Source organism: Streptomyces mabaensis (assembly GCF_053763515.1).
In genome coordinates this window covers 23,243-43,890 of sequence record NZ_JBSOPZ010000048.1, presented here as the reverse complement: position 1 = coordinate 43,890, position 20,648 = coordinate 23,243, and the positions used below count along the sequence as shown (strand labels likewise).

19 protein-coding genes are annotated in these 20,648 nt (G+C 67.8%); 11 read left to right on the top strand and 8 right to left on the bottom strand.

Annotation, left to right across the window (positions count from 1 at the left end; genetic code table 11):
• Positions 1 to 64 precede the first annotated feature (64 nt).
• The 3 genes from ACWV17_RS30680 to ACWV17_RS30670 are packed head-to-tail and all read left to right on the top strand — an operon-like array spanning position 65 to position 3,268.
• Positions 65 to 682 carry a hypothetical protein gene (locus ACWV17_RS30680; protein WP_455362242.1) on the top strand — a complete coding sequence of 206 codons (618 nt, stop codon included), beginning with the start codon at positions 65 to 67 and terminating at the stop codon, positions 680 to 682.
• On the top strand, positions 679 to 2,511 hold the full coding sequence (locus tag ACWV17_RS30675; RefSeq protein WP_455362241.1) for a DEAD/DEAH box helicase: 1,833 nt from the start codon (positions 679 to 681) through the stop codon (positions 2,509 to 2,511). The genes ACWV17_RS30680 and ACWV17_RS30675 overlap by 4 nt, the downstream gene beginning before the upstream one ends.
• Complete coding sequence (locus ACWV17_RS30670; protein ID WP_455362240.1) at positions 2,492 to 3,268, top strand: protein NO VEIN domain-containing protein; 777 nt, start codon at positions 2,492 to 2,494, stop codon at positions 3,266 to 3,268. The genes ACWV17_RS30675 and ACWV17_RS30670 overlap by 20 nt, the downstream gene beginning before the upstream one ends.
• Here the strand turns inward: ACWV17_RS30670 and ACWV17_RS30665 are convergent.
• Positions 3,154 to 4,242, bottom strand: a complete 1,089-nt coding sequence (locus ACWV17_RS30665; protein WP_455362239.1) for a DNA cytosine methyltransferase — start codon at positions 4,240 to 4,242, stop codon at positions 3,154 to 3,156. The two genes, ACWV17_RS30670 and ACWV17_RS30665, sit on opposite strands and share 115 nt — an antisense overlap.
• A 127-nt stretch (positions 4,243 to 4,369) precedes the next feature.
• On the opposite strand from ACWV17_RS30665, the gene ACWV17_RS30660 reads away from it, so the two are divergent.
• Together ACWV17_RS30660 and ACWV17_RS30655 are read left to right on the top strand one after the other, a co-directional pair.
• The gene (locus tag ACWV17_RS30660) at positions 4,370 to 5,077 is read left to right on the top strand and encodes an HNH endonuclease (protein ID WP_455362238.1); all 708 of its coding nucleotides are present in this window, start codon (positions 4,370 to 4,372) and stop codon (positions 5,075 to 5,077) included.
• 93 nt (positions 5,078 to 5,170) lie between these two features.
• On the top strand, positions 5,171 to 6,388 hold the full coding sequence (locus ACWV17_RS30655; RefSeq protein ID WP_455362237.1) for a DNA cytosine methyltransferase: 1,218 nt from the start codon (positions 5,171 to 5,173) through the stop codon (positions 6,386 to 6,388).
• Here the strand turns inward: ACWV17_RS30655 and ACWV17_RS30650 are convergent.
• The 5 genes from ACWV17_RS30650 to ACWV17_RS30630 all read right to left on the bottom strand — a co-directional run bounded on the left by ACWV17_RS30650 (position 6,299) and on the right by ACWV17_RS30630 (position 13,273).
• Positions 6,299 to 6,772, bottom strand: a complete 474-nt coding sequence (locus tag ACWV17_RS30650) for a very short patch repair endonuclease (RefSeq protein WP_455362236.1) — start codon at positions 6,770 to 6,772, stop codon at positions 6,299 to 6,301. The two genes, ACWV17_RS30655 and ACWV17_RS30650, sit on opposite strands and share 90 nt — an antisense overlap.
• Positions 6,765 to 7,520, bottom strand: coding sequence for an HNH endonuclease (locus ACWV17_RS30645; protein WP_455362235.1), 756 nt, complete (start codon positions 7,518 to 7,520; stop codon positions 6,765 to 6,767). The genes ACWV17_RS30650 and ACWV17_RS30645 overlap by 8 nt, the downstream gene beginning before the upstream one ends.
• Positions 7,521 to 7,669: 149 nt before the next feature.
• The gene (locus ACWV17_RS30640) at positions 7,670 to 10,606 is read right to left on the bottom strand and encodes a Z1 domain-containing protein (protein ID WP_455362234.1); all 2,937 of its coding nucleotides are present in this window, start codon (positions 10,604 to 10,606) and stop codon (positions 7,670 to 7,672) included.
• Between the two features lie 11 nt (positions 10,607 to 10,617).
• Positions 10,618 to 12,135, bottom strand: a complete 1,518-nt coding sequence (locus tag ACWV17_RS30635) for an ATP-binding protein (RefSeq protein ID WP_455362233.1) — start codon at positions 12,133 to 12,135, stop codon at positions 10,618 to 10,620.
• Between the two features lie 121 nt (positions 12,136 to 12,256).
• The gene (locus ACWV17_RS30630) at positions 12,257 to 13,273 is read right to left on the bottom strand and encodes an SEC-C domain-containing protein (RefSeq protein ID WP_455353551.1); all 1,017 of its coding nucleotides are present in this window, start codon (positions 13,271 to 13,273) and stop codon (positions 12,257 to 12,259) included.
• Between the two features lie 121 nt (positions 13,274 to 13,394).
• Between ACWV17_RS30630 and ACWV17_RS30625 the strand changes: the two genes are divergently transcribed.
• The 5 genes from ACWV17_RS30625 to ACWV17_RS30605 all read left to right on the top strand — a co-directional run bounded on the left by ACWV17_RS30625 (position 13,395) and on the right by ACWV17_RS30605 (position 16,915).
• Positions 13,395 to 14,210: a class E sortase gene (locus tag ACWV17_RS30625; protein WP_455362232.1), complete on the top strand. Its 816-nt coding sequence runs from the start codon at positions 13,395 to 13,397 to the stop codon at positions 14,208 to 14,210.
• Positions 14,211 to 14,264: 54 nt separating this feature from the next.
• Positions 14,265 to 14,768 carry a cupin domain-containing protein gene (locus ACWV17_RS30620; RefSeq protein WP_455362231.1) on the top strand — a complete coding sequence of 168 codons (504 nt, stop codon included), beginning with the start codon at positions 14,265 to 14,267 and terminating at the stop codon, positions 14,766 to 14,768.
• Positions 14,765 to 15,061: a DUF6412 domain-containing protein gene (locus ACWV17_RS30615; protein ID WP_455353554.1), complete on the top strand. Its 297-nt coding sequence runs from the start codon at positions 14,765 to 14,767 to the stop codon at positions 15,059 to 15,061. Before ACWV17_RS30620 ends, ACWV17_RS30615 begins: the two co-directional genes overlap by 4 nt.
• Positions 15,062 to 15,189: 128 nt before the next feature.
• Positions 15,190 to 15,921 carry a YidC/Oxa1 family membrane protein insertase gene (locus ACWV17_RS30610; RefSeq protein ID WP_455362230.1) on the top strand — a complete coding sequence of 244 codons (732 nt, stop codon included), beginning with the start codon at positions 15,190 to 15,192 and terminating at the stop codon, positions 15,919 to 15,921.
• Positions 15,922 to 16,057: 136 nt separating this feature from the next.
• Positions 16,058 to 16,915 (top strand): fumarylacetoacetate hydrolase family protein, encoded by an 858-nt coding sequence (locus ACWV17_RS30605; protein ID WP_455362229.1) that lies wholly within the window; start codon positions 16,058 to 16,060, stop codon positions 16,913 to 16,915.
• 402 nt (positions 16,916 to 17,317) lie between these two features.
• Here the strand turns inward: ACWV17_RS30605 and ACWV17_RS30600 are convergent, their stop codons facing one another.
• On the bottom strand, positions 17,318 to 17,803 hold the full coding sequence (locus ACWV17_RS30600; RefSeq protein WP_455353619.1) for a heme-degrading domain-containing protein: 486 nt from the start codon (positions 17,801 to 17,803) through the stop codon (positions 17,318 to 17,320).
• A 67-nt stretch (positions 17,804 to 17,870) separates the two neighbouring features.
• On the bottom strand, positions 17,871 to 19,019 hold the full coding sequence (locus ACWV17_RS30595) for a Gfo/Idh/MocA family protein (protein WP_455362228.1): 1,149 nt from the start codon (positions 19,017 to 19,019) through the stop codon (positions 17,871 to 17,873).
• 48 nt (positions 19,020 to 19,067) lie between these two features.
• Between ACWV17_RS30595 and ACWV17_RS30590 the strand changes: the two genes are divergently transcribed.
• Positions 19,068 to 20,342 carry an ROK family transcriptional regulator gene (locus ACWV17_RS30590; RefSeq protein ID WP_455362227.1) on the top strand — a complete coding sequence of 425 codons (1,275 nt, stop codon included), beginning with the start codon at positions 19,068 to 19,070 and terminating at the stop codon, positions 20,340 to 20,342.
• Positions 20,343 to 20,648: the final 306 nt, after the last annotated feature.

The window sequence follows — 20,648 nt, the reverse complement described above, 5'->3', positions numbered from 1 at the left end:
AAGGTGTCCCTTCAAGGCATCAAGAACTGGGGACGTTCATCCGTACGCGGGTGGGGACGTTCACGTGTACGCCGACAATCTGCTTAAGGAAAGCCGGCTGGCCGCTATCGTCCTGGACTTCTCCAAGACCGACGTGCGTCTCATCGAATCCGACTTCCGGTCGCGCTACTTGGAGCACCGATTGCCGGAGGAGCTCAAGACCGTTCCCGCTGAGACCACCGAACGCACGATTCCGGGCATCAACCGAGTGGTGAAGACCGAAGTTCCGCAGGTCGCAGCTGCCCGAGCTTTTACGGACACTCTTCTGCGGGCCAAGGCGGTTGCTCGGGCAGTGGACACTGTTCCAGCCGCCCAGGTCCAGCAGGCTGGAGCCGTCTATGAGCAGGCGAAGCGGGCCATCGAAGACGCGTTGGAGCCGGCGGGCAAGGACGCCCGGGTACGCAAGCGGAAGCAGGCTGCCCCTGACCGCCTCAATGACGCCTGTCAGGACATCGAGCAGTGCATCACGGATATGGCACTGGCCAGGGCATCGCGCAGCCTTGATGAGGAGACGTTCGATGAGGCGGTCCTCAAGCTGAAAGCGACCATGGACAAGCTCGCCCGCGAGGCCGCGCGCAGCATCAGCGTGCCCGGTGACGGTGTTGCTTGGCTGCTTGACGCCGTACGTCAGGAGGAAGCGTGACCGAGACCGCAGAACCGTCCCTGCGGATCGCCTTCGATGTGTCGCGGACCAAGGCCGTGCTGCGTGTGGCCGAGCCGTACCGGAGTGATCTGACCCGACTGGCTGCCCGCTTTCCCGCGGGTGGCCAGCGTGGTCCGCTCACTATGGAACTGACTCTTGACGATTTCCTCGTCGGCATTGATGTACTCGCAGACTGGCCTCATGCGGACTCCGTGGAGTGGGAAGAGGAACTAGCGACGCTGGTCGGAGGAGTCCTCGATGATGCCGACCAGGCCGAGCAGCAGATTCAGCAGGGCTCCGGTACCTCGCCCGCGGTAAACGAAGACTCGGTCGAAGTGGCGCTGGGCAGCGGATGGGCCGCAGATCTCACCAGCTTTCAGCGGAGGGACATTGCGCAGTTGCTGTCGATGCAGCACGGCGCCAACTTCAGTGTTCCTGGTGCGGGGAAGACGCGTGTCGGCCTTGCGGTGTACGCGGCGATGCGCGAGCGCGGCGTGGTCCGCCGACTGCTTGTCGTCAGCCCGAAGTCGGCCTATGAGTCCTGGTTGTTCGAGAGTGAGCTGTGCTTCAAGAATCCGCCAGTCACCACAGTCATGGAGAAGAGCCCTGATCCCAGGGCCGAGATTCTGATCGTCAACTACGAGCGGCTGGACAAGTCGCTTGGGGCGCTTGCTTCCTGGCTGCGCGCTGCCCCATCCATGGTCATCCTTGACGAGGCTCACCGGATGAAGCTCGGGGCGCAGGGGATCTACGGAGGCGCTTGTATGGCCCTCGGGCCGCTCAGCCGCCGTCGGCTCATCCTCACGGGGACGCCGGCGCCGAACGGCGCGCGGGATCTGGAGAACCTGCTGTCGTTCGTATGGCCGGGCCACGGCCGTCGGGTGGTGACGCAAGCTGTTGCGGGCGGAGATCTCGCGTATGCCAGCTCGGTACTCCGCCCGCTCTTCACCCGCACGACCAAGAGTGAGCTGGGTCTGCCACCGTTCCAGACGCGTATCAGGTACCTCGCGATGCCGGATCTGCACCGCGAGGTTTACGACGCCTTGGTGGGGCGTTTCACGGCTCGTGCGGAGGCCTCGCGCGCAGACTTCGATGCCCTGGGCAAGGCGATGCTCCGCCTGTTGATGGCGGCCACGAGTCCTGCACTGCTTGCCGAGGGCGGCAGTCGCTATGAACCCCTGACGTACCGGGTACCACCTCTGGAAGTTCCCGAGAACGAATCGCTGTACTCGTTGATGAGGAGTCTTCCGCAGCATGAGCTCTCCCCGAAGTACAAGGAAGCACTGAACATCGTCGCGGAGAATGCTGCGGTCGGCCGCAAGACGCTGGTCTGGACGACCTTCGTCCGTAGCCTCACCACCATGGAGAGCATGTTTGCGGGCTACCAGCCCGCTGTTGTCCACGGTGGTACGCCTGATCGTGATGAGCAGATCCGGCGCTTCCGTACGGACCCCGACTGCCACGTTCTGCTGTCCAACCCGGCCACCCTCGGTGAGGGAATCAGCCTCCACCAGGTCTGCCATGACGCGGTATATGTGGACCGCGATTTCATGGCCGGCCGCTTTCTCCAGAGTCTGGACCGTATTCACCGGCTGGGTCTCGCTCCCGGAACGGAGACCAGGGTCACGGTGCTCGCTGTGGAGGGCACCATCGACGAGGTGGTGGCAATGCGTCTCGAAGAGAAGTTGGAGTTCATGGGGCGGATTCTGGACGACCCTTCGGTTCAGCAGCTGGCTGACCTTGAGGAAGAGCCGTCCGCTGCGGCGGGCATGGATATGGCGGATGTCCGTGCACTGCTGAGGCACGTCGATGCCGTCGCTCACCGGTGAAGGCACCCGCCAGGCGGCGCTGCGTTGGCTGACGCAGCTCCGCGTGGCGGATGTTCCCCGTACGCGAGCGCTCTTTACTCACCATCACAGGTACGCAGATCTGACGCCGGCCCAGTACGCCGAGGGCCTTGCCTGGTTGAGACGGTCGGGCATGCTTACGGTGGCTGGCTGTCCGGTTGTTGAGATCAACGAAAGTGAACTGCGCGACGCGGACGCGGCTTCCACCGTCCCCCAGGTGCTCTGGAGCCGTGCTGGAGAGGAGATGCGCCGACAAGTCGGAGCTGCGGGTGAGCATGCACTCCTTGAGCTGTTGCGGTGCGGCGGGGTCACGGCGGTGAGGCATGTAGCCGCGATCTCGGATGCATACGGATACGACATCGAAGCATCAGCGTCGGCCAGTGAGTGCGCGCACCTTGAGGTCAAGTCGACGACCGACCCGACTCGGCTGCAGGTTCACCTCACGCGTCACGAGTACGAGACCATGCGGGCAGATCCGCAATGGACAATGGCGGCCATCCTGGTCGGTGCGGATGGCAGTGCATTGAACGTGGCGACGGTCAGTCGGCCGTGGCTGCATTCGGCTGTGCCCAAAGACCAGATCGAGAATGGCCGATGGGAGTCTGTACGCCTTACGGTCCCGGCTCACGTCATCACGCCGGGGCTGGAGGTGGGTTGCGGCCGACGGCCCTTGTCGGGCGTTTCCCTTCCGACTAGATCTGTCTGGGGACTGCAGCCCTGGATGACGCTTTCTGCCTGACACAGCGCGGCGCGGATGCTCTGGCCGACAGCCTCGGCTACCGGTGGTGGAAATGCGTTGCCTACCTGCCGATAAGCCGAAGTCTTCCGGCCGACGAATACCCATTCCGCGGGGAAACCCTGGAGCAGTGCCATCTGGGCCACGGTGAGCTTCACGGGGAGTGTGCAGCCGGGCAGAGGAGGCGCGTCGGCGACGCTGGAGCCGTTCACGCCGAGTTCAGCCCACGCCCGGCGGGCGCGGGAGGGGCCCAGATCAGGACCTCCATGCTTGCGTGAGCCGCCGCACAGAGTAGGCGCGATGCGCAGGGCGCCATCCGCCCATTCGCGGGCGAGTTCCCAGCCCCGTGAGGCCATCGACTCGTATAGGACCCGGCCGACGAAGGGAGCTGTCGCCGGGCAGGCCGTTGGCTCCGGCCAGCTGAAGTGAGTGAACGCGACGCGGCGTAGGGCGATGAGAACTGCCCGAGGCCGCAGCTGCGGAACGCCATAGTCACAGGCCCGCAAGAGACGCCACGAGGTGGAGTAGCCGAGCCTTTCCAGCTCTTGGACCACGGCCGCGCGGTACGCAACGAACTTGGTCTGCATGATGCCCTTGACGTTCTCAATCATGACAGCGCTCGGCTGGAGGGCTGCGGCGATGTTCAGCACGGCTGGGAAGAGGTCCCGCTCATCGCCCCCGCCGAGCTGTTTCCCGGCGAGCGAGAACGGCGGACATGGAACGCCTGCGGCGAGCAGCGCGGTTTCAGCAGCCGGGGCGAGGGCTCGTGGTGAGACTCTCAAGACGTCCTCTTGCAGGACGTTCCAGCCCGGGCGGTTCGCGCGCAGCGTGTGTGCAGCGTCCGGATCTACTTCAACGAGCGCGGTGTGAGTGAATCCGGCGCGCTCCAGTCCGAGGGCCTGGCCTCCGCCACCTGCGCAGATTTCGATGCATGTAGGCGCTGATTGATGAGGGGATGCTGACGGACCCTGTTGCATGAGTTCCTCCTAGGTGCTGACCTCTCGCTCTGCACAGCTTGCCGTCACTTGCCGCGGCAGGTGACGGCAAGCTACTGTTACTGCCCGAAAGACTTAGGTGTGGCTCGTTTGTTCGAATGGGGAATCGATGGCCGACTCTGACCTGGACTGGCGCAACGCCAGCCTCGGTACGCGCGTGCGCGTGGCGCTATGGCTGCGGGATGAGGTTGGCGTCGGCGGAACCTTTTCCAAGGCGCGGCTTCGGGCGGCGATCAGCGGGGCGGAGCAGGTCGACCGGCGGATGCGTGATCTGCGTCCTGCGGGATGGATCATCAAGACGAATCGGGACAAGCCGAGCTTGCAGCCAGATCAGCTCTATCTGGAGGAAATCGGCCTTCCCGTTTGGGAGACCGGGCACCGAGCTGCTGGCTTGCGGCAGATCAGTGCGAAGACCCGCCGCTTTGTGTACGAGCGAGACGGTCACATGTGCAGACGTTGCGGTATCGCCGCGGCCGAGGCCTACCCGGATGAGCCGGGCTCACATGCGCGGCTAACCCTGGGGCATGTCAACCCTCACAAGTCAGGCAGTGGGGCCAGCTCCGAAGACCTGATCACTGAGTGCGCTCGCTGTAACGAGACGGTAAGACACCTCACCGGCAGGCAGATGAGCCGTGAGCAGGTCTGGGACCGAGTGAAGGAGCTGCCCACCCGGCACAAAAGGGAGCTGCTGGCCTGGATGACCGGTGACGTCAGGCCTTTGAGTCCTGCCGAGCAGGCTTGGGGCATGTACCGGCAGCTTCCGGCCGCAGTGCGGGACGAGATGAAGGGTGAGCTGCGCAAGCTGCTGGAGAGCTGACTGTCCTCTGTTGGGATGGGGCAAGCATCGTGAGTTCTGTCGGTGGTAGATGCGACACTTGCGTGTCTGCATCAGCCACACCAGGAGGAGTCGATGAGCGCCAGCGATGACACGCTGACCTCGATTGAGATTTGCGCGGGAGCCGGCGGGCAGGCTATCGGCCTCCACGCCGCCGGGTTCCGGCACCTCGCCCTCGTCGAGATCGACGCACATGCGGCGGCCACCCTTGAACGCAACATCGAGGAGCGGCCTGGGTGGCAATGGGAGAATGAGCACTGCGATGTCCACCTGATGGATGTCAAGCAGTTCAATCCAGTAATTCACCTAAAAAAATACGAAACGGCTGCGGGCCGCAAGGTGAAAGTAGATGGAGAAGGGGAGGTGGAGCTGGATCTCCTTGCTGGAGGAGTTCCGTGCCCGCCCTTTTCTCATGCCGGCAAGCAACTCGGTCGTGATGATGAGAGGGATCTTTTCCCTGCGATGCTCGATCTTGTCGAACGCCTGAGCCCCAAGGCGGTCATGATTGAGAATGTTCGCGGAATTCTCGAACCTGACCACAAGTTCCTCTACTACCGCAATCACATCAAAAATCGCCTACGGAAGGCTGGTTATGTGATTTGTGGGTGGAATGTGCTGCAGGCGCAAGACTATGGTGTGCCGCAGCTTCGCCCGCGAGCCATCCTGGTGGCGATCCGTGAGGATCAATACCGCGGTTTCACCTGGCCGGAGCCCCAGAATTCCGTGACTACTGTTGCGAGGGCTCTTGGTCCGTCCATGGAGGCCCGCTTCGGCGCTGACGTAGACGGCTTCAAACGATGGGAAGAGAAGGCGAGCCGGGGGGTGGCCCCTACCCTTGTCGGCGGCTCTAAGAAACACGGTGGAGCTGACCTCGGACCGACGCGCGCGAAGAAAGCGTGGCAGCTGCTCGGCGTTGACGGGATGGGCGTCGCTAACGATCCCGACAGGATGGTCGACAAAGACCGGGATCTAGGGAATCTCACACGAGGTCCCAAGCTCACGGTCGGGCAGGCGGCGATTATTCAGGGATTCCCGGAGGACTGGGAGTTTGTGGGCGGCAAGACGGCTCGCTATCGGCAGGTCGGGAACGCGTTCCCGCCACCCGTGGCTGCGGCGGTCGGGGAGAAAATCAAGGAAGCGCTGCTGCGGACTGGGCCGCTGGCGAAAAACCCTAGCCCCGAATTCGAGGACGAAGACGACCGGTCACTGTTCGCCCCCGAGCTCCCTGGGCTGGATAGCTCCCTTCCTGCTTCGGACAATGCGGAGGATGGAGTCGGCGCACTCGTCAGCTGACTCGTGTTCCCAGAAGCGGAGGACGGTCCAGTCAGCTTCGATGAGGCGGCGGTCGGTGTCGCGGTCGCGGGCCATGTTCCGGGCGACCTTGTCTGACCAGTAGCCAGGGTTCGTCCTCGGCGGGACGTAGTGCTCCGGACAGCCGTGCCAGTAGCAGCCGTCGATGAAGACAGCAACCTTCGCCTGACGGAAGACCATGTCGGCCGTCCGGCGAAGGCCCGGCAACGGCTGTGCCGCTACGCGGTATCGCAGCCCCTGGGCGTGAACCAGCCTGCGAATGATCCATTCCGGCTTTGTGTCCCGGCTTCGGATGGCCTGCATGTTCCTGCGCCTGGCGGCCGAAGAGGCCCAGGACCCTTCAGGGCGCTCCCATTCGTCACTCATTTTGCCTCGTCTCGTCCTCAGTGAGCGAGTCATGCTGAGCTGATGACAAATGCCCCTTATTTTCTTTCTTGCGGATCTTGATCTCTGCTGCGATATCCCCTTCAGGCCATGGCTGCCATGTGCTGGCGCGGTAGTAGGTGAGGGACCGGCCGGTGAGCGGGTTGGTGCGGCGTCTGGTGGAGATCGTCCAGTCAAGCACTCGAAGCTCCCGCAAGCGTCTTTGCCAGTCCTCTTGATACTGCTTCATTGACGCGACAGCGCCGAGAAGGTCGGAAGCAACCCAGTCGCCGTGGAACGCCTTGAGCAGTTCGCCGATGCGCCGATGAGGTTCATCGTAATTCGCGGCAGCGCGGATTTCATGGGCGTACTGGTCGTACGTTGCGTAGTAGTCCTTCTTGCCGGAGTTGCACTCCTCGCAGAGCGGCTGCAGATTGCTGAGATCATCGGTGCCGCCCCACTCCACGGGGATTTTATGATCAACAACCAGCACCACATGGTGGTCGAGGGGTGTTCTGCCGCACTGCGCGCACCGCTTGGGCGCCAGGACTTGTGCCTTCAGGCGGCTGCCGAGCGACTTACGGAGGCCGGCAGGTCCGGATGTCCTCCATCCGGAGAGCAGGTAGCGGTGATCGCGCCCATCCCGAACTGTGGGGATGTTGAACAGGCCACGAAGATCTCGTACCCGCCGGTCAGTCTGGGCCGGCGCTTCTCCCTGCGCGCCAGCTACGTGGGCGCGGATCTCGCGCATGGTGGGAGGGCGTGAGCGCCGCTCATAAAGATAGGTGTAGAGCCGCTCGTAATGAGCCGCCAGTTGCAACGACTTGAGCTCTGTAGAACCAGGGGCCGGCAGAGGCCGGTCGTCCTGGCTTCTGAGCCCGTGCGTGTCTCGGCCGCTTGTCACAGATCCTCCCTCTCTTCCTGGAAGCCCACGATAGGAGACTCTGCTCTTGCGGAGTCGATCGTGCGGAAGCGGACGAACGGTACCGGCTGGAGCGTCGGGTCGGTGGCAGGGATGAAGGCGGCAGCCAGGACCAGCTTTGCGGCATCCACATGGCCGCCGGCAGCGAGTCCGGCGAGCGTCCCGAGGCCTGGGTCTGCCACTGGGTAGAGGAGGAGCGCGCCACGTCGGGGCCGGTGGAACTGAGTGGCGAACGGGTCGTCCTCGCTCAGAGGGATGAGGCCAGCGATACGTTCCGCAGACTGGCGGTGCGCCATGCCGGAGATGCGGTTGAAGACGCCCCGGGAATTGCGCCTTCGCTGGACGAGCGTAAGTGGTTCCGATCCGAGGATGCTGGCCGCGACGCTAGTCGGGCCTGAAGTCTGGGGAGCGATCACCACCCAGTCATCGGTGGCGCAGCCGGCGTCACTCGCGTCCTTCAGGTACTCCAGGTGGGGGGCGAAAAGGTCAGGCCGTGCCCAGGTGAGGCTACTCATCGTGGCAAGCAGCTGGGCGTGGCTGATGACAGCCGTCTTTGCTGGATAGCGTGTGTAGTTGCCGCGGTCGTCGTCCGCGAGAGAGACGAAGACAGCCGGGTCGGGGCTCAGCGACTCCAGTACCGGCCGCCAGGTTTCCGTGTTGTGGCGGAGGTCCGATGGTTCGGTCGGATAGGCCGTCGGCTCCACCCACTGGCCCGGGGAGCGGATTTCCACCAGCTCCGCGTTGAACATCTTGTTGCGGCCGCTCGGCTTGATCCACGGCAGGTGCTGGGAGACCAGGGGCGGGATCTGGGCCGGTGTCACCTGGGGCTTGCCGTCGACCAGTTCGGCATAGCGGGAGAGCTGGGCGCGGAAGGTTTCCTCGTCGCGGCAGATGGCCTCGAAGGCTTCGTACAGGTCGACCGTCTTGGTCTTGGTGAGCTGTTCCTCACGGCCTATGTAGAGGCGCACCAGATCGCGGTAGCCCGGCCGGAAGCCGAACCAGCGGCCCATCTGCATGAGGGTGTCGGCCTGCTGGGTGGTGCGGCGGTAGTACGTGATCGTGAGACCTTCGACCGTGAAGCCGCGGGACAGCTTGGTGCCGCCGACCAGGATCTTCCAGACGTTCGGCGTGCGGTCGAAGTCCAGGTCGATCTGCGAGAAGTAGGTATCGGTGTCACCGTTCACGACGACGACCGGGTTGCCGCCCTGGTTGATGAGCTGGCGGGCACGGGAGACGTACGGCTTGAGGTCGGCGTACGAGACGGGGACCGGGAGGTCCGCCGCGTACCGCTGGAAGTCCGTGGTGAGCAGGGCCTCCAGGCGGCCGTGGCCATCCGGGCCGGTGTGGCGGGAGTTGTGCCACAGGGTGTTGATGCGCAGCGCCAGCTCCGCGTGGTCGTTCACCTTCACCGACTCGTGGGCGAGCATGGTGTGGTGCCGGAAAGGGCCGTCGGGAACTCCGTGGTCGGCGCGGTAGAGCTTGAGGGCGCCGGTGAGGAGGAAGGCGTCCAGTGCCTCCTGGAGGCGGTCGCCGGTCTCCTCGTAGATCCCGCGCACATGGGTCTCCTCGGCGGACGTGCCCTCGGAGTCCAGGTCGTGGAAGTCCTGTACGCCCATGTAACCGGTCGGGCGTGGCAGGGAGATCAGGAAGTCCCGCGGGAAGATGTCCTCGCCGTCGCTGGGGTCGATGAAGACGTTCGCGAACGGGGTGGCGGTGTAACCGACGTACTGGGCGCGGGGGAGAAGCGTCAGGAGCTGGGAGATGAGGCCGTTGATCGCGGTACGGGAGGGTCGCCCGGACTCCCACTTCTTGGGGTCCGAGGTGTTCACCGAGGCCTGGTCCGACTCGTCGTCGATGATCAGGGTCGGGATCTCGCGAAGGATCGGCCCGATCTTCTTCAGGTCCTTGACCAGGTTCTCCAGTACGGACTTGTTCTTCTTCACGACCATGACGCGCGCCGCGGCCCGGTGCAGGTTCTCCGGGTCGTAGAGAGGGAGATGCGGCTCGCGCTTCTCGATCTCCAGGGCGCGGATGCCCTGGAGGAGGCTCCGGTAGTCGTTGTCCCGAGTGGTGAGGCGTTCGATGTTGAACGGACGGGGGCCGTGGGAGACGAACTTGCCCGGCCAGTCCTCGTCGTCCTGGTAGTCGATGCCGACGAGGGCATCCACATCGTCGGGGTCGGCACCGCGCAGGATGTTCTCCTGCCCGATGAGTTCCATGTCGAGCCGGCGCTGCGTCTGCCCGCGCAGCAGATTGAGGGTTCCGCCGAGGACGATGACCAGGCGGTAGCCGGCATCGATGGCCTTGGCCGCGACTCCGGTGAAGTTGGCTGTCTTGCCCGACTGTACGTAGCCGACGACCAGGCCGCGGGCACCGTACGCCTCCGCACGTGTCGGGTCGGAGAGACGCTCCACGACGCTGTGGCTCGCCTCGTCCAGGGAGGAGACGGCTGCGTCGCTCCAGCCCTTGTGGCGCAGCAGCCGCTCGTACGAGTCCCAGTAGAAGGCGCGGTTGGCCGCACTTCCACGCGTGTACCAGGACTGGAATTCCTTGCTGATGACCACCGCGCCCGGCTCCTTGAAGACCGGCACGGCGTTGTCGAGAGCCTTGCGCAGATCGGCGCCGAAGCCGAGCCGGTCGTACGTATCGGTCCTTCGTTCGTCGGTACGTGCCGGGGCGGCGGACCAGTCGGCCTGCTCCGCGAGGTCCCACGCCGTGAGCTTGCTGTGCCACAGGGCGGTGAGTTCGTCGCCGGGGCTGGCCGCGACAAGGCGGTCCCGGAAGTGACCGAGGGTGGTGTCGGCCGGCTCGTCCGACTCGGAGAGAACGAAGGCGAGTTTGGCGAAATGCTTCGGCCCGCGGCGCATCGCCGCCAGGACGTCACCGTGCAGGTCGATGAGGTGGTCCGTCGTCATGGTGTCTTCCTTCAGCGGGCGAGTTCGCAGCGGGCAGCGGAGAGCAGAACGCTGTTCCACAGCGCCATCTCGTCGTCGCGCTGGGCGCTGGAGCGGCCCAGTCGGAAGTTCTTCTCCAGCATGAGATAGAGCAGGCTTTTGAGGGCGGGAGCGTCGTTGAGGCCGCTCTTGCCGCCGTTGAACACGGTCCGGTAGTCCTGGTTGAGGCGGACCGTGCGCTCGTCGCGGTCGATCTCGAAGAAGACCCCGTCCGGGAGAGCGGACCAGCGGAAATCGATCGGGTCCTCGTGAGGCTCCTGGGGAAGCTCCTCACGGAGTGTCCGGCGCAGGCCGGGCTCGAAGCCCTTGCCCGGCGGCACGACGGACGGGCGCTTGGGTTCGCTGCGCCTGGCCGCGTCGCGGTACGTGTTCTCCGCGTCCCGCAGGTAATCCGCGAACGTACGGCCCTGGTCGTCGGCCGCCTTCTCCAGACCGCGCTTGAAGGCCGGGCCCGCTTCCACCCCGTCCTTCTTGACGGTCAGCTTGAAGACGTCGTCATCGGCGGGCAGGTCGACGGCTATGCGGGCGAGGTTGTGGTGGCTTTCCGGCAGCCGGTACCCGTTCCACCCACCGGGCTGTACGAGACGGTTGTTGCGGTAGAAGTAGAAGCCCTGCCGGTCGGCGAGAGCGCCGATGCCGCGGTATCCAACCAGCGGAGACTTGGCGGGCCAGATGTGCGTGGTGATCCGCAGGTCGCCGGTGCCCTCGATCGGTGCGGTGAAGACGCGGGGAAATCCGGCCTTGCCCGGAACGCGATAGCCGAAGGGATCGATGGGCAGCACACCGCGGTGGTCCAGCTCCTCCCGGGTGCGGACGTCCTCGACCACGATGTCGATGTGGAAGTCGTCCCGCGCGAGGAAGCGGTGCAGGTAAAGGCCCAGTTGCGTCTCCAGCTTCTCGATCGCCTCGTTGAGGAAGCGATCGGTCTGCCGGCTCTCGATCGTTTCGAAGGCGCGGACCTTGTCCCAGCGGACGATGGTCCCGTGCCAGCCGATCACGCCGTCGTAGCGGTCGACGAGATCCTGGCAGTACGACGCCTCGACGATGTCGCAGCGGTGATCATCACGGGCGTGGGCGGTGAGCCACCGGCGTCCGGCGGAGGGGCTCCGCTTGGTCCGGCTGATTACGGTCAGCGCGTCCGCGTGGGACATGGATGCGGCCTTGAGGCCCGTACCGAACTTCCCGAGCGCGTCAGCGGCGTAATGCTGCTGGCCGCCGACCGTCATGGCTGTGTCGAGTCCGGACTCGTCCATACCGCGTCCGTCGTCGACGATCAGCAGGCTGACGAGACGGTCCTCGTCCCGCAGCAAGCTGATGACGACCTTGGTCGCACCGGCGTCGATGGAATTGTCGACGAGGTCCGCAACTGCCGCTTCGAAGCTGTAGCCCTGATGAGTGAGGGCTTCGACGTAGCGGGAGTGGGGTGGCAGCCGCTTGCTGCCACTGGTCGGGACGTCGAACTGCCAGTCAGCACCGGGCTCGTAGGGCATCGGCTTCCTCACACGCACACGACTGGAACCTGTGTGGGGGAGCGCGGCAACCAGTCAAACCATCAAGTATTAATTGTGAAGATACTGTAGGCATCCTGGCGACGGCAGAGGGGGTGCGGGGTCAGGACGAAGCTGTCCCCGGGGCCGCGCCGTGGCAGTCCTTGTAGGGGGTTTGCGAGCCGCACCAGCATGTTGTGTTCCGGGCCGGGGGCCAGGGGGTGGCCTTGCCTCGGGCTGCCAGGGTGGTCGCGTACTCCGCCAGGAGCGTGGTCGATTCCGGGGACGTCTTCTCCGAGGCCGCGAAGGCTTCGTACGACGGGACCGAACCCGTCACGATGCCCAGGTTCGGGGTGCCCGAGGCCGCCAGTTCGCGGAGGGCCGTTTCGATCCGGGTCAGGTGGGTCTCGTGGGAGGGGTACTCCGTGGTCAGGGCCGGGTATGCCGTCACCAGTTCGGTGAGTTCCTGGGCCGGCCAGTGCAGGACCGCCACGGGGAACGGGCGGGACAGGGCCGCGCGGCGGTCGCCCAACTCCGCCCGCAGGCGGGCGATTTCCGCGCGGAGTTCGGCCGGGTTGTCCGAGCCCAGGGCCCAGACGCGCTTGGGGTCGTGGAGCTCGTCCAGCGGGATCGGGCCCGAGTGGTGGGTGTCCGCGACCATGTCCCACTCGTCGTGCGGGGTTCCGGCGAGGCGGCGGACGCGGTGGCGGCCGGTGAGGAGCGCGTGGGCCGCGTACGAGATCGGCTCGTCGGGCTGGATCAGGAGGCGCGCGCCCTCGGTGAAGCAGTCGGCGGCGGCCTGGAGCTCGTCGTGGGCCTCAAGGGTTTCCGCGATGATCTCCCAGGGCGCGGCGTCGCGCGGGGCCGCGGCGCGGATGCCGTCGATCAGGGCGCGGGCCTCCGCCTCGTGTCCGTACTCCCAGAGGTTCGCGGCCTGGCGTGCCTTGACGCGGTAGGGGTCCGCGGGGCCGGCGGCGAGCAGGCGGTCGTAGATGGCCGACGCCCGTGCGCGCTCGTCCGCAAGCTCGAGGTGGGCGGCGGCTTGGAGGAGCAGCTGCTCGTTGTCCGCGGGATACCGCTCGGCGGTCCGCAGCAGGCGCTCGGCTTCGGCGATGTGATCGGCAGGAGTGTCGGGGCGCATGATGCACACCGTACTGCTGTGCGGGGGTGTGGGGAGGGGTTCCCCGGGCGCCCCGCGCTGTCGGTGGCCTGGAGAGTTGCCGGGTCAGGCCTTATCGTGCGGGCCGGCGGAGGGAGGGCCGGTGCGCGAGCGGATACCGGTGGTCGTACGGGGTGCGGGGCGCAGGCGGGCGGTCCTGGCGCGCGGGCTGTGGGCCGGGGGCGAGATGGCGGTGACCCTGGGGGTGGTGCTGCTGCTTCTGGTCGTCCACCAGCTGTGGTGGACCAACCGGGAGGCGCGGCAGGGGGCCGAGCAGCAGGTCCGGGCGCTGGAGCGGGCCTGGGACCGGCCCGCGGCCGAGGGGGAGGAGGCGGCGGCGGATGTGCCCCGGGAGGAGCCCGGGGAGGACGCGCCTGCTGAGGACGTGCCCCGGGAGCTGGTGCCCGTGCCCGATGCCGGGGAGAGCGAGCGGCCCGTCGCGCGGCAGAAGCCGCGGGCGCCGCGGTGGGATCAGGCGTATGCCGTGCTCAGGATTCCGCGGCTCGGCGTGGCCGCGCCGGTCGCGCAGGGGGTCGGGAAGCGGGGTGTCCTCGACAAGGGGTACGTCGGGCACTATCCGCAGACCGCCCAGCCCGGGCAGGCCGGGAACTTTGCGGTGGCCGGGCATCGTAATACTCACGGGGAGCCGTTCCGCTACATCAACCGGCTGAGGGCGGGGGACGAGGTGCGGGTGGAAACGCGGGTGGGGAGGTTCACGTATGTCGTCGACCGGACGCTGGCGCAGACGACCGCGCGGGACACGGGCGTGATCGCGCCGGTTCCGCGGAGCGTGGTGCAGCCGGAGTACGGCTACGGGCGGCTGGGGTACTACATCACGCTCACCACGTGCACGCCCGAGTTCTCCTCCGCGTACCGGCTGGTGGTGTGGGGGAAGCTCAAGTCCGTCGAGCGCCGCTAGAGCAGGACAGGCCCCGGGCCCTGGGCCCGTTTTCACCGTACGAAGGAGCAGAGCATGTCCTACCCGGAGGCCCGCTACCTGGGCGACAAAGGCGAGATCAGCGCCGTGTTCAGATCGGCCGACCGCGAGCCGGAACTGAGCTCGCCCCACGGTAACCGCACCCACTACCTGGCCACCCACGCTTCCACCGGGGGCGAGTTCGGCCTGTACAAGGTGGACCTGGGGCCGAATTCCCCGGGGCCGAGCACGCACTTCCACAAGTCGATCTCGGAGTCCTTCTTCATCCTGTCCGGGAAGGTGGAGCTGTTCGACGGGGACCACTGGACCACCGCAGGTGCGGGGGACTTCCTGTACGTGCCGGTGGGCGGTCTGCACGCCTTCAGGAACAGCTCCGACGAACCGTCGTCCATGCTGATGCTGTTCTCGCCGGGTGCGCCCCGTGAGGAGTACTTCGAGCGGGTCGCGGAGATGGCACAGCGCGGCGGCGAGGAGTTCGCCGAGTTCCTGGTGCGCCACGACAGCTTCTTCGTTCCACCGCCGGGTGGTGAGCCGGCGTGACCGCGCTGCGGACGCAACTGAGCCTGCTGCTCTTCCTTGTCGTCGCGCTGCTCGTCAGCCAGAGCGGCCTGGCGGGCGCGGTCGCGCTCGCCGCCACCGCCGCCGCCGGAGCCGCGCTGCTCGCCTGCGCGGTGATCGCCGCCCGCTGTGCGGCGCCCGTCCCGCCGACGCGCGTACGGACCGCGATACGCGACCGGGAGCGGCGTACCGCCTTCCTGCCGCAGCGCGATCCCGACGCCTCGGGCCGCCCGCGCCCCAGGGCGCCCGGCCGTCTCGTCCCGACGGCCGCGTAGGGGCGCGCACTTCACGTACGGCGACGTCTACGACCGCTGGTGTGCGGTTCGTTCCCTTCGTGGCTCGTCATTCCGGAATGCACCTTTCTTGGCACTTCGGTTCGATGAGACCCCTCGGAGGGCTTTCCATGTCCATTTTCGCCACTCTCGTCGCCCAGTTGGCGGCGCTGCTCAATCCGGTCTTCGCGGCGTCCGCCACCGCCGCTGCGATCGTGCTCTTCACGATGCTCGTACGGGTCGCCATGCACCCGCTCACCAGGGCGGCCGTCCGCGGCGAGAAGGCGCGGGCGGCGCTCGCGCCGCAGCTGGCCGCGCTGCGGGCCAAGTACGGCCGGCCCAAGGACGCGGACCGGCTGCAGAAGGCCGTGCTCGACCTGCACGCGGAGGCGAAGGTGCCGCCGCTGGCCGGCTGCCTGCCGATGCTCGTGCAGCTGCCCGTGTTCTTCGTGATGTACCAGGTCTTCTCGTCCTCGCGGATCGGCGGTGAGGTCAACGAGCTCCTCGGGCACAGGCTGGGCGCCGCGCCGCTCGGCGCCCGCTGGTTCGACGCACTCGGCGAGGGCGGGGCGCTCGGGGCGCAGGGGCTGGTATTCCTGGGGCTGTTCGCGGCGATAGCGGCGATGGCGACCTGGACCTTCCTGCGGGCCCGGCGCCTGAGTGCCGACACCGTGGCGGCGATACCGGCCGCCCCCGGCATGCAGGGGCTGACCCGCGTCCTTCCGCTGCTCACCTTCGGGACCCTCGTCACCGCGGCCGTCGTACCGCTCGCCGCCGGCCTCTATCTGCTGACGACCACCGCCTGGACCGCGGCCGAGCGGGCCTGGCTGTACCGCGACCGGGCCGCGGCTACCGCCGAGTAAAGGTCCAGTACGTGAACAGGGTATTGCGGTCTGGAATGATTCCTTGGAGGATCAGCCAAATCCTCCGATGGCCGCAACCCATCGGCCGGTCTCCGGGGGCATCCCCGGGCCGACCCTCGACCACGGGAGAATGCCCATGAAGCTGCTGCGTGTCGGCACGGTGGGGGCCGAGCGCCCCGCACTGCTCGACCAGGACGGAACCCTTCGCGACCTCTCGGGACTTGTCCCGGACATCGACGGCGCGCTGCTCGCCGACGCGTCCGCGCTCGCCCGGGTACGGGACGCGGCGGCGTCCGGCGAGCTGCCGGTGCTCGACGCCGAGGCCCTGCGGACCGGGCCTCCGCTGGGCCGGATCGGCAAGATCGTGTGCATCGGGCTGAACTACCACGACCACGCAGCCGAGACGGGTGCGCAGATACCCGTCGAGCCCATCGTCTTCTTCAAGGCGCCGGACACCGTCGTCGGCCCGGACGACACCGTGCTGGTGCCGCGCGGCAGCGTGAAGACGGACTGGGAGGTGGAGCTCGCGGTCGTGATCGGACGTACCGCCCGCTACCTCGGCTCGGCCGAGGAAGGCCTCGCCCACGTCGGTGGCTACGCGGTCGCGCACGACGTCTCGGAGCGTGAGTTCCAGATCGAGCGCGGCGGCACCTGGGACAAGGGCAAGAACTGCGAGACGTTCAACCCGCTCGGCCCCTGGCTGGTCACCGCCGACGAGGTGCCGGACCCGCAGGCCCTGGGCCTGAAGCTCTGGGTCAACGGCGAGCTGAAGCAGAGCGGCACGACCGCCGACCAGATCTTCCCGGTCGGTGAAGTGGTCCGTTACGTCAGCCAGTTCATGACGCTCTACCCGGGCGACATCATCAACACCGGCACTCCGGCGGGTGTGGCGATGGGTCAGCCCGAGCCCAAGCCGTACCTGCGCTCGGGCGATGTCGTGGAGCTGGAGGTCGAGGGACTCGGCCGCCAGCGGCAGGAGCTGAAGGACGCGTAGTCCGCCGTCCGGGCGCGGGGCGCTTTGAGCGCTCCGCGCCCGCTAGGGGGTGTCCGGTCGATCAGGCCGGATCAGCGAGCGGCGTCTGGTGCACTGCACTCGCTTCGCTCGCTCCGTCTCGGCTCTTTGATTCATCCTCCGGATGCCGAGCGCAGCTGCAAGGCGGCCGGATTCGCCCATAGCGGAGCTATGGGTGGATGTGGCCAACGCGGCAGATGTGCGTGCCTGGGGGCACCTCCCAGCGGTAGCTGGGGGAGACGGGAGCCCGGCATGATCGACCGGACACCCCCTGGGTTCTCCGAGCGCTTCTGGGCGCCTGAGCACCCCGGACGTCCGGGTTCTCGTGACCGGCCGGCAGGCGCGCCGCCGTACCGCGCGGCGCCGGCCGGTCGCGGTGGAACGTCAGCGGGCCATGAAGCGCTCCAGCGCCTCCACCACCATGGCGTGGTCCTCGGACTGCGGGAGGCCGGAGACCGTGACCGTGCCGATGACGCCCGTGCCGGCCACCGTGATCGGGAACGAACCGCCGTGCGCGGCGAAGCGGTCCGGGTCGAGCCGCGAGGAGTCCTCGAACGTCGTGCCCTTGGCGCGGAAGCGCGTACCGACGAGGTAGGAGCTCTCGGAGTACCGCTCGACGACCCGGCGCTTGCGGTCGGCCCAGGCATCGTTGTCAGCGGTGCTGCCCGGCAGCGCCGCGTGGAACAGCTGCTGCCGGCCCCGCCGGATGTCGATCGCGACCGGCGCCGAGCGGTCGAGCGCCAGCTCCACCAGCATGCGGCCCAGCCGCCAGGCGTCCTCATATGTGAACCGGGGCAGGACCAGGAGGCGTTCCTGCTCCTCAAGGGTCTCGATGTCCGCGCTGGTGCTCGCGGTCAGTTCTGTGCTGATCTCCACGCTCGTGTCCACACTCACTGCGTGCTCCTTTCCGCGCTCACGTGCCTGCTCGTTCAGGCGCTCAGGCGTTCAGGCGCCCATGCCGCCGGGTTCTGCCTTCGGGTCCTGCCTTCGGGTCCAGCTCGACCGCGATGCCCTCGTGCGCCGAGCGCCGCGCGGCCTTCAGTACGTCCAGCGCCGCCGCCGCCTCATGCGCGGTGACGGGCGGTGTTCCGCCGTCACGTACCGCCGCCGCGACCGCCGCGTAGTACGCCGGGTAGTCGCCCGGCAGCGTCGGTACGGGGCTCCCGCCACCGGTCAGCGGCGACTCACCGGAGCCGACATGCCCGTACGCCGCCTCCGGCTCCTCACCCCACGGGCTGCCGTCGGACGGCCGCCGGCCCTCGCGCAGCGCCGCCTCCTGGGGGTCCAGGCCGTACTTCACGAACCCGGCCTCCGAGCCCAGGACCCGGAAGCGCGGACCGAGCTGGGCGGTCGTGGCGCTGACGTAGAGGTGGGAGCGGACCCCGCCGGCGTGGGTGAGCGCGATGAACGTGTCGTCGTCGGCCTCGGCGCCGGGACGGCGCACATCGGCCTCGGCGTACACGCGTACCGCGGGCCCGAAGAGCACCAGCGCCTGGTCCACGACGTGGCTGCCGAGATCGAACAGCAGGCCGCCGATCTCCGCCGGGTCGCCCGACTCGCGCCAGCCGCCCTTCGGCTGCGGCCGCCAGCGCTCGAAGCGGGACTCGAAGCGCAGCACCTCGCCCAGCTCGCCGTCGGCGATCAGCTTCCGGAGGGTGAGGAAATCGTTGTCCCAGCGGCGGTTCTGGAAGACGGACAGCAGCAGCCCGCGCTCCTCCGCGAAGGCGGCGAGCTCGCGCGCCTCGGCGGCGGTGCTGGCGATCGGCTTGTCCACGACGACCGGCAGACCGGCCTTCAGCGCGGCTTTGGCGATCGCGACATGCGTCTTGTTGGGGGAGGCGATGACGATCAGGTCGAGCTCGTCCGCGCGTGCCCACAGCTCGTCCGGCGACGCCGCGAGACGGACACCGGGGATCGCGGTGCGGGCCTGCTCCTGCCGCTCCGGGTTCGAGGTGACGACCGTGTCCAGGACGAGGTCCTCGGTGGACGCGATCAGCGGGGCGTGGAAGACGGAGCCCGCCAGGCCGTAACCCACGAGTCCCACGCGCAGCGGCGCCACGCGCGGGGAGGTGCTGGTGCCAGTCATGTTTTCCACTTAAGCAACGCTGTTGCCAAAGTGCAAGCGGAGGGGAGAATGGCTCACGTGAACAGGGGAAACAGCGGGACCAGCGCAAACAGCGGGAACAGCGGGAACAGCGGGAACAGCGGGAACGGCGGGAACTCAGGGGGCAGGGCGGCCGGGACGGCCGGAGTCAATCTGCCGTTGCTGCGCAGCCACAACGCCGCGCTGGTGCTCGACCTGCTGCGTACGGCGGGTACGGACGGCATCAGCCGGCTCGAACTCGCCGAGCGGACGGGGCTGACCCCGCAGGCCGTCAGCAAGATCACCACGCGGCTGCGGGCGGGCGGGCTGGTGGCCGAGGCGGGCCGCCGCGCATCCACCGGTGGCAAGCCGCGCACGCTCCTGCGCCTGGTTCCGGGGGCGGGCCACGCGGTCGGGCTCCATCTGGACCGCGACGAGGTGACCACCATCCTCGCCGACCTGTCCGGCAGGCCCCTCGCCGCGCGCACGGCCCCGCTGGACTTCGGCGCGGGTGCGGAGCGGGTGGTCGAGGCGGCGGCCCGCGAGGTGGAGGCGCTGCTCGCGCAGGCGGCGGAGCGGGGCGCCGGGGAGCCGGGCGCGGCGGAGCCGGGTGAGGTGCGTACGGCGGATCCGGGTGAGGTGCGGGGTGTGCTGGGGGTGGGGGTTGCCGTGCCCGGGCCTCTCGATCATGCGGCCGGCGTGCTGCACCGGGTCACCGGCTTCCCGCAGTGGGACGGGTTTCCGCTGCGCGACGCACTCGCGCGCCGGCTCGGACTGCCCGTCGTCCTCGACAAGGACACCAACGCCGCCGCTCTCGGGCCGGCCCTCGGCGGGGCGGCCGGGGACTCCTTCGCGTATCTCCATCTCGGTACGGGTGTCGGTGCCGGCCTGGTCCTCGGCGGGGCCCTCTATCGCGGGGCCCGCACCGAGGCGGGGGAGTTCGGCCACCAGGTGATCCAGCTGGACGGCCCGCCGTGCAGCTGCGGAAACCGCGGGTGCATCGAGGCGCTGTGCCTCGATGCGGTCGGCCGCGGCGACATCGCCGGGGCCGCGCACGTGCTCGGCATCGGAGCGGCGAATCTCGTCGCCCTGCTGGACATCGACCACGTCCTGCTCGGCGGCCGGACGATCGACGCCGACGCGGCGCCCTTCGTACGGGGAGTGGCAGAGGTACTGGCCGAACGCGCCCGGCGCGAGGGCAGCCAGGACGCACCGGTGCCGGTGTCCGTGGCACCGGGCGGCGCGCGCGGGGTGGTGGACGGGGCGGCGCAGCTGGTCCTGGCGTCGGTGTTCGGCCGGTCGGAAGCGGCGTTCCCAGCTCGCTGAGGGCGCTGAGGCCGCTGGAGGGCACGCGCCCCGCCGCCGTAGTCACAGCTGGACCGTTCGGGGGGAAACGGCGAGGGGTTCGGGGGTACGGGCTCGTGGCTTCCCGGTACGGGGCCGGGCGCGTGGCAGGGTCTCGGGCCGGGCCAGGTCGTTCAATCATCTGGTCATACGAGTGTGGGGCGGGTGTCGGACGAGTGCCGAAAGCGCGTCCGGCGCTCACCCGACGCACGCCCGGCGAGCAGCGAAGGCCCCTCATGCGATTGCGCACTGCCCTTGCCCTCGGAGTTGCCGCAGCGGCCATCCCGC

Coding starts and splice junctions, on each gene's coding strand:
- ACWV17_RS30670 (WP_455362240.1), top strand. CDS start 2,492: ATGCCGTCGCTCACCGGTGAAGGCACCCGCCAGGCGGCGCTGCGTTGG.
- ACWV17_RS30665 (WP_455362239.1), bottom strand. CDS start 4,242: ATGCAACAGGGTCCGTCAGCATCCCCTCATCAATCAGCGCCTACATGC.
- ACWV17_RS30660 (WP_455362238.1), top strand. CDS start 4,370: ATGGCCGACTCTGACCTGGACTGGCGCAACGCCAGCCTCGGTACGCGC.
- ACWV17_RS30655 (WP_455362237.1), top strand. CDS start 5,171: ATGAGCGCCAGCGATGACACGCTGACCTCGATTGAGATTTGCGCGGGA.
- ACWV17_RS30650 (WP_455362236.1), bottom strand. CDS start 6,772: ATGAGTGACGAATGGGAGCGCCCTGAAGGGTCCTGGGCCTCTTCGGCC.
- ACWV17_RS30645 (WP_455362235.1), bottom strand. CDS start 7,520: ATGCGCGAGATCCGCGCCCACGTAGCTGGCGCGCAGGGAGAAGCGCCG.
- ACWV17_RS30640 (WP_455362234.1), bottom strand. CDS start 10,606: ATGACGACGGACCACCTCATCGACCTGCACGGTGACGTCCTGGCGGCG.
- ACWV17_RS30635 (WP_455362233.1), bottom strand. CDS start 12,135: ATGCCCTACGAGCCCGGTGCTGACTGGCAGTTCGACGTCCCGACCAGT.
- ACWV17_RS30630 (WP_455353551.1), bottom strand. CDS start 13,273: ATGCGCCCCGACACTCCTGCCGATCACATCGCCGAAGCCGAGCGCCTG.
- ACWV17_RS30620 (WP_455362231.1), top strand. CDS start 14,265: ATGTCCTACCCGGAGGCCCGCTACCTGGGCGACAAAGGCGAGATCAGC.
- ACWV17_RS30610 (WP_455362230.1), top strand. CDS start 15,190: ATGTCCATTTTCGCCACTCTCGTCGCCCAGTTGGCGGCGCTGCTCAAT.
- ACWV17_RS30605 (WP_455362229.1), top strand. CDS start 16,058: ATGAAGCTGCTGCGTGTCGGCACGGTGGGGGCCGAGCGCCCCGCACTG.
- ACWV17_RS30595 (WP_455362228.1), bottom strand. CDS start 19,019: ATGACTGGCACCAGCACCTCCCCGCGCGTGGCGCCGCTGCGCGTGGGA.
- ACWV17_RS30590 (WP_455362227.1), top strand. CDS start 19,068: ATGGCTCACGTGAACAGGGGAAACAGCGGGACCAGCGCAAACAGCGGG.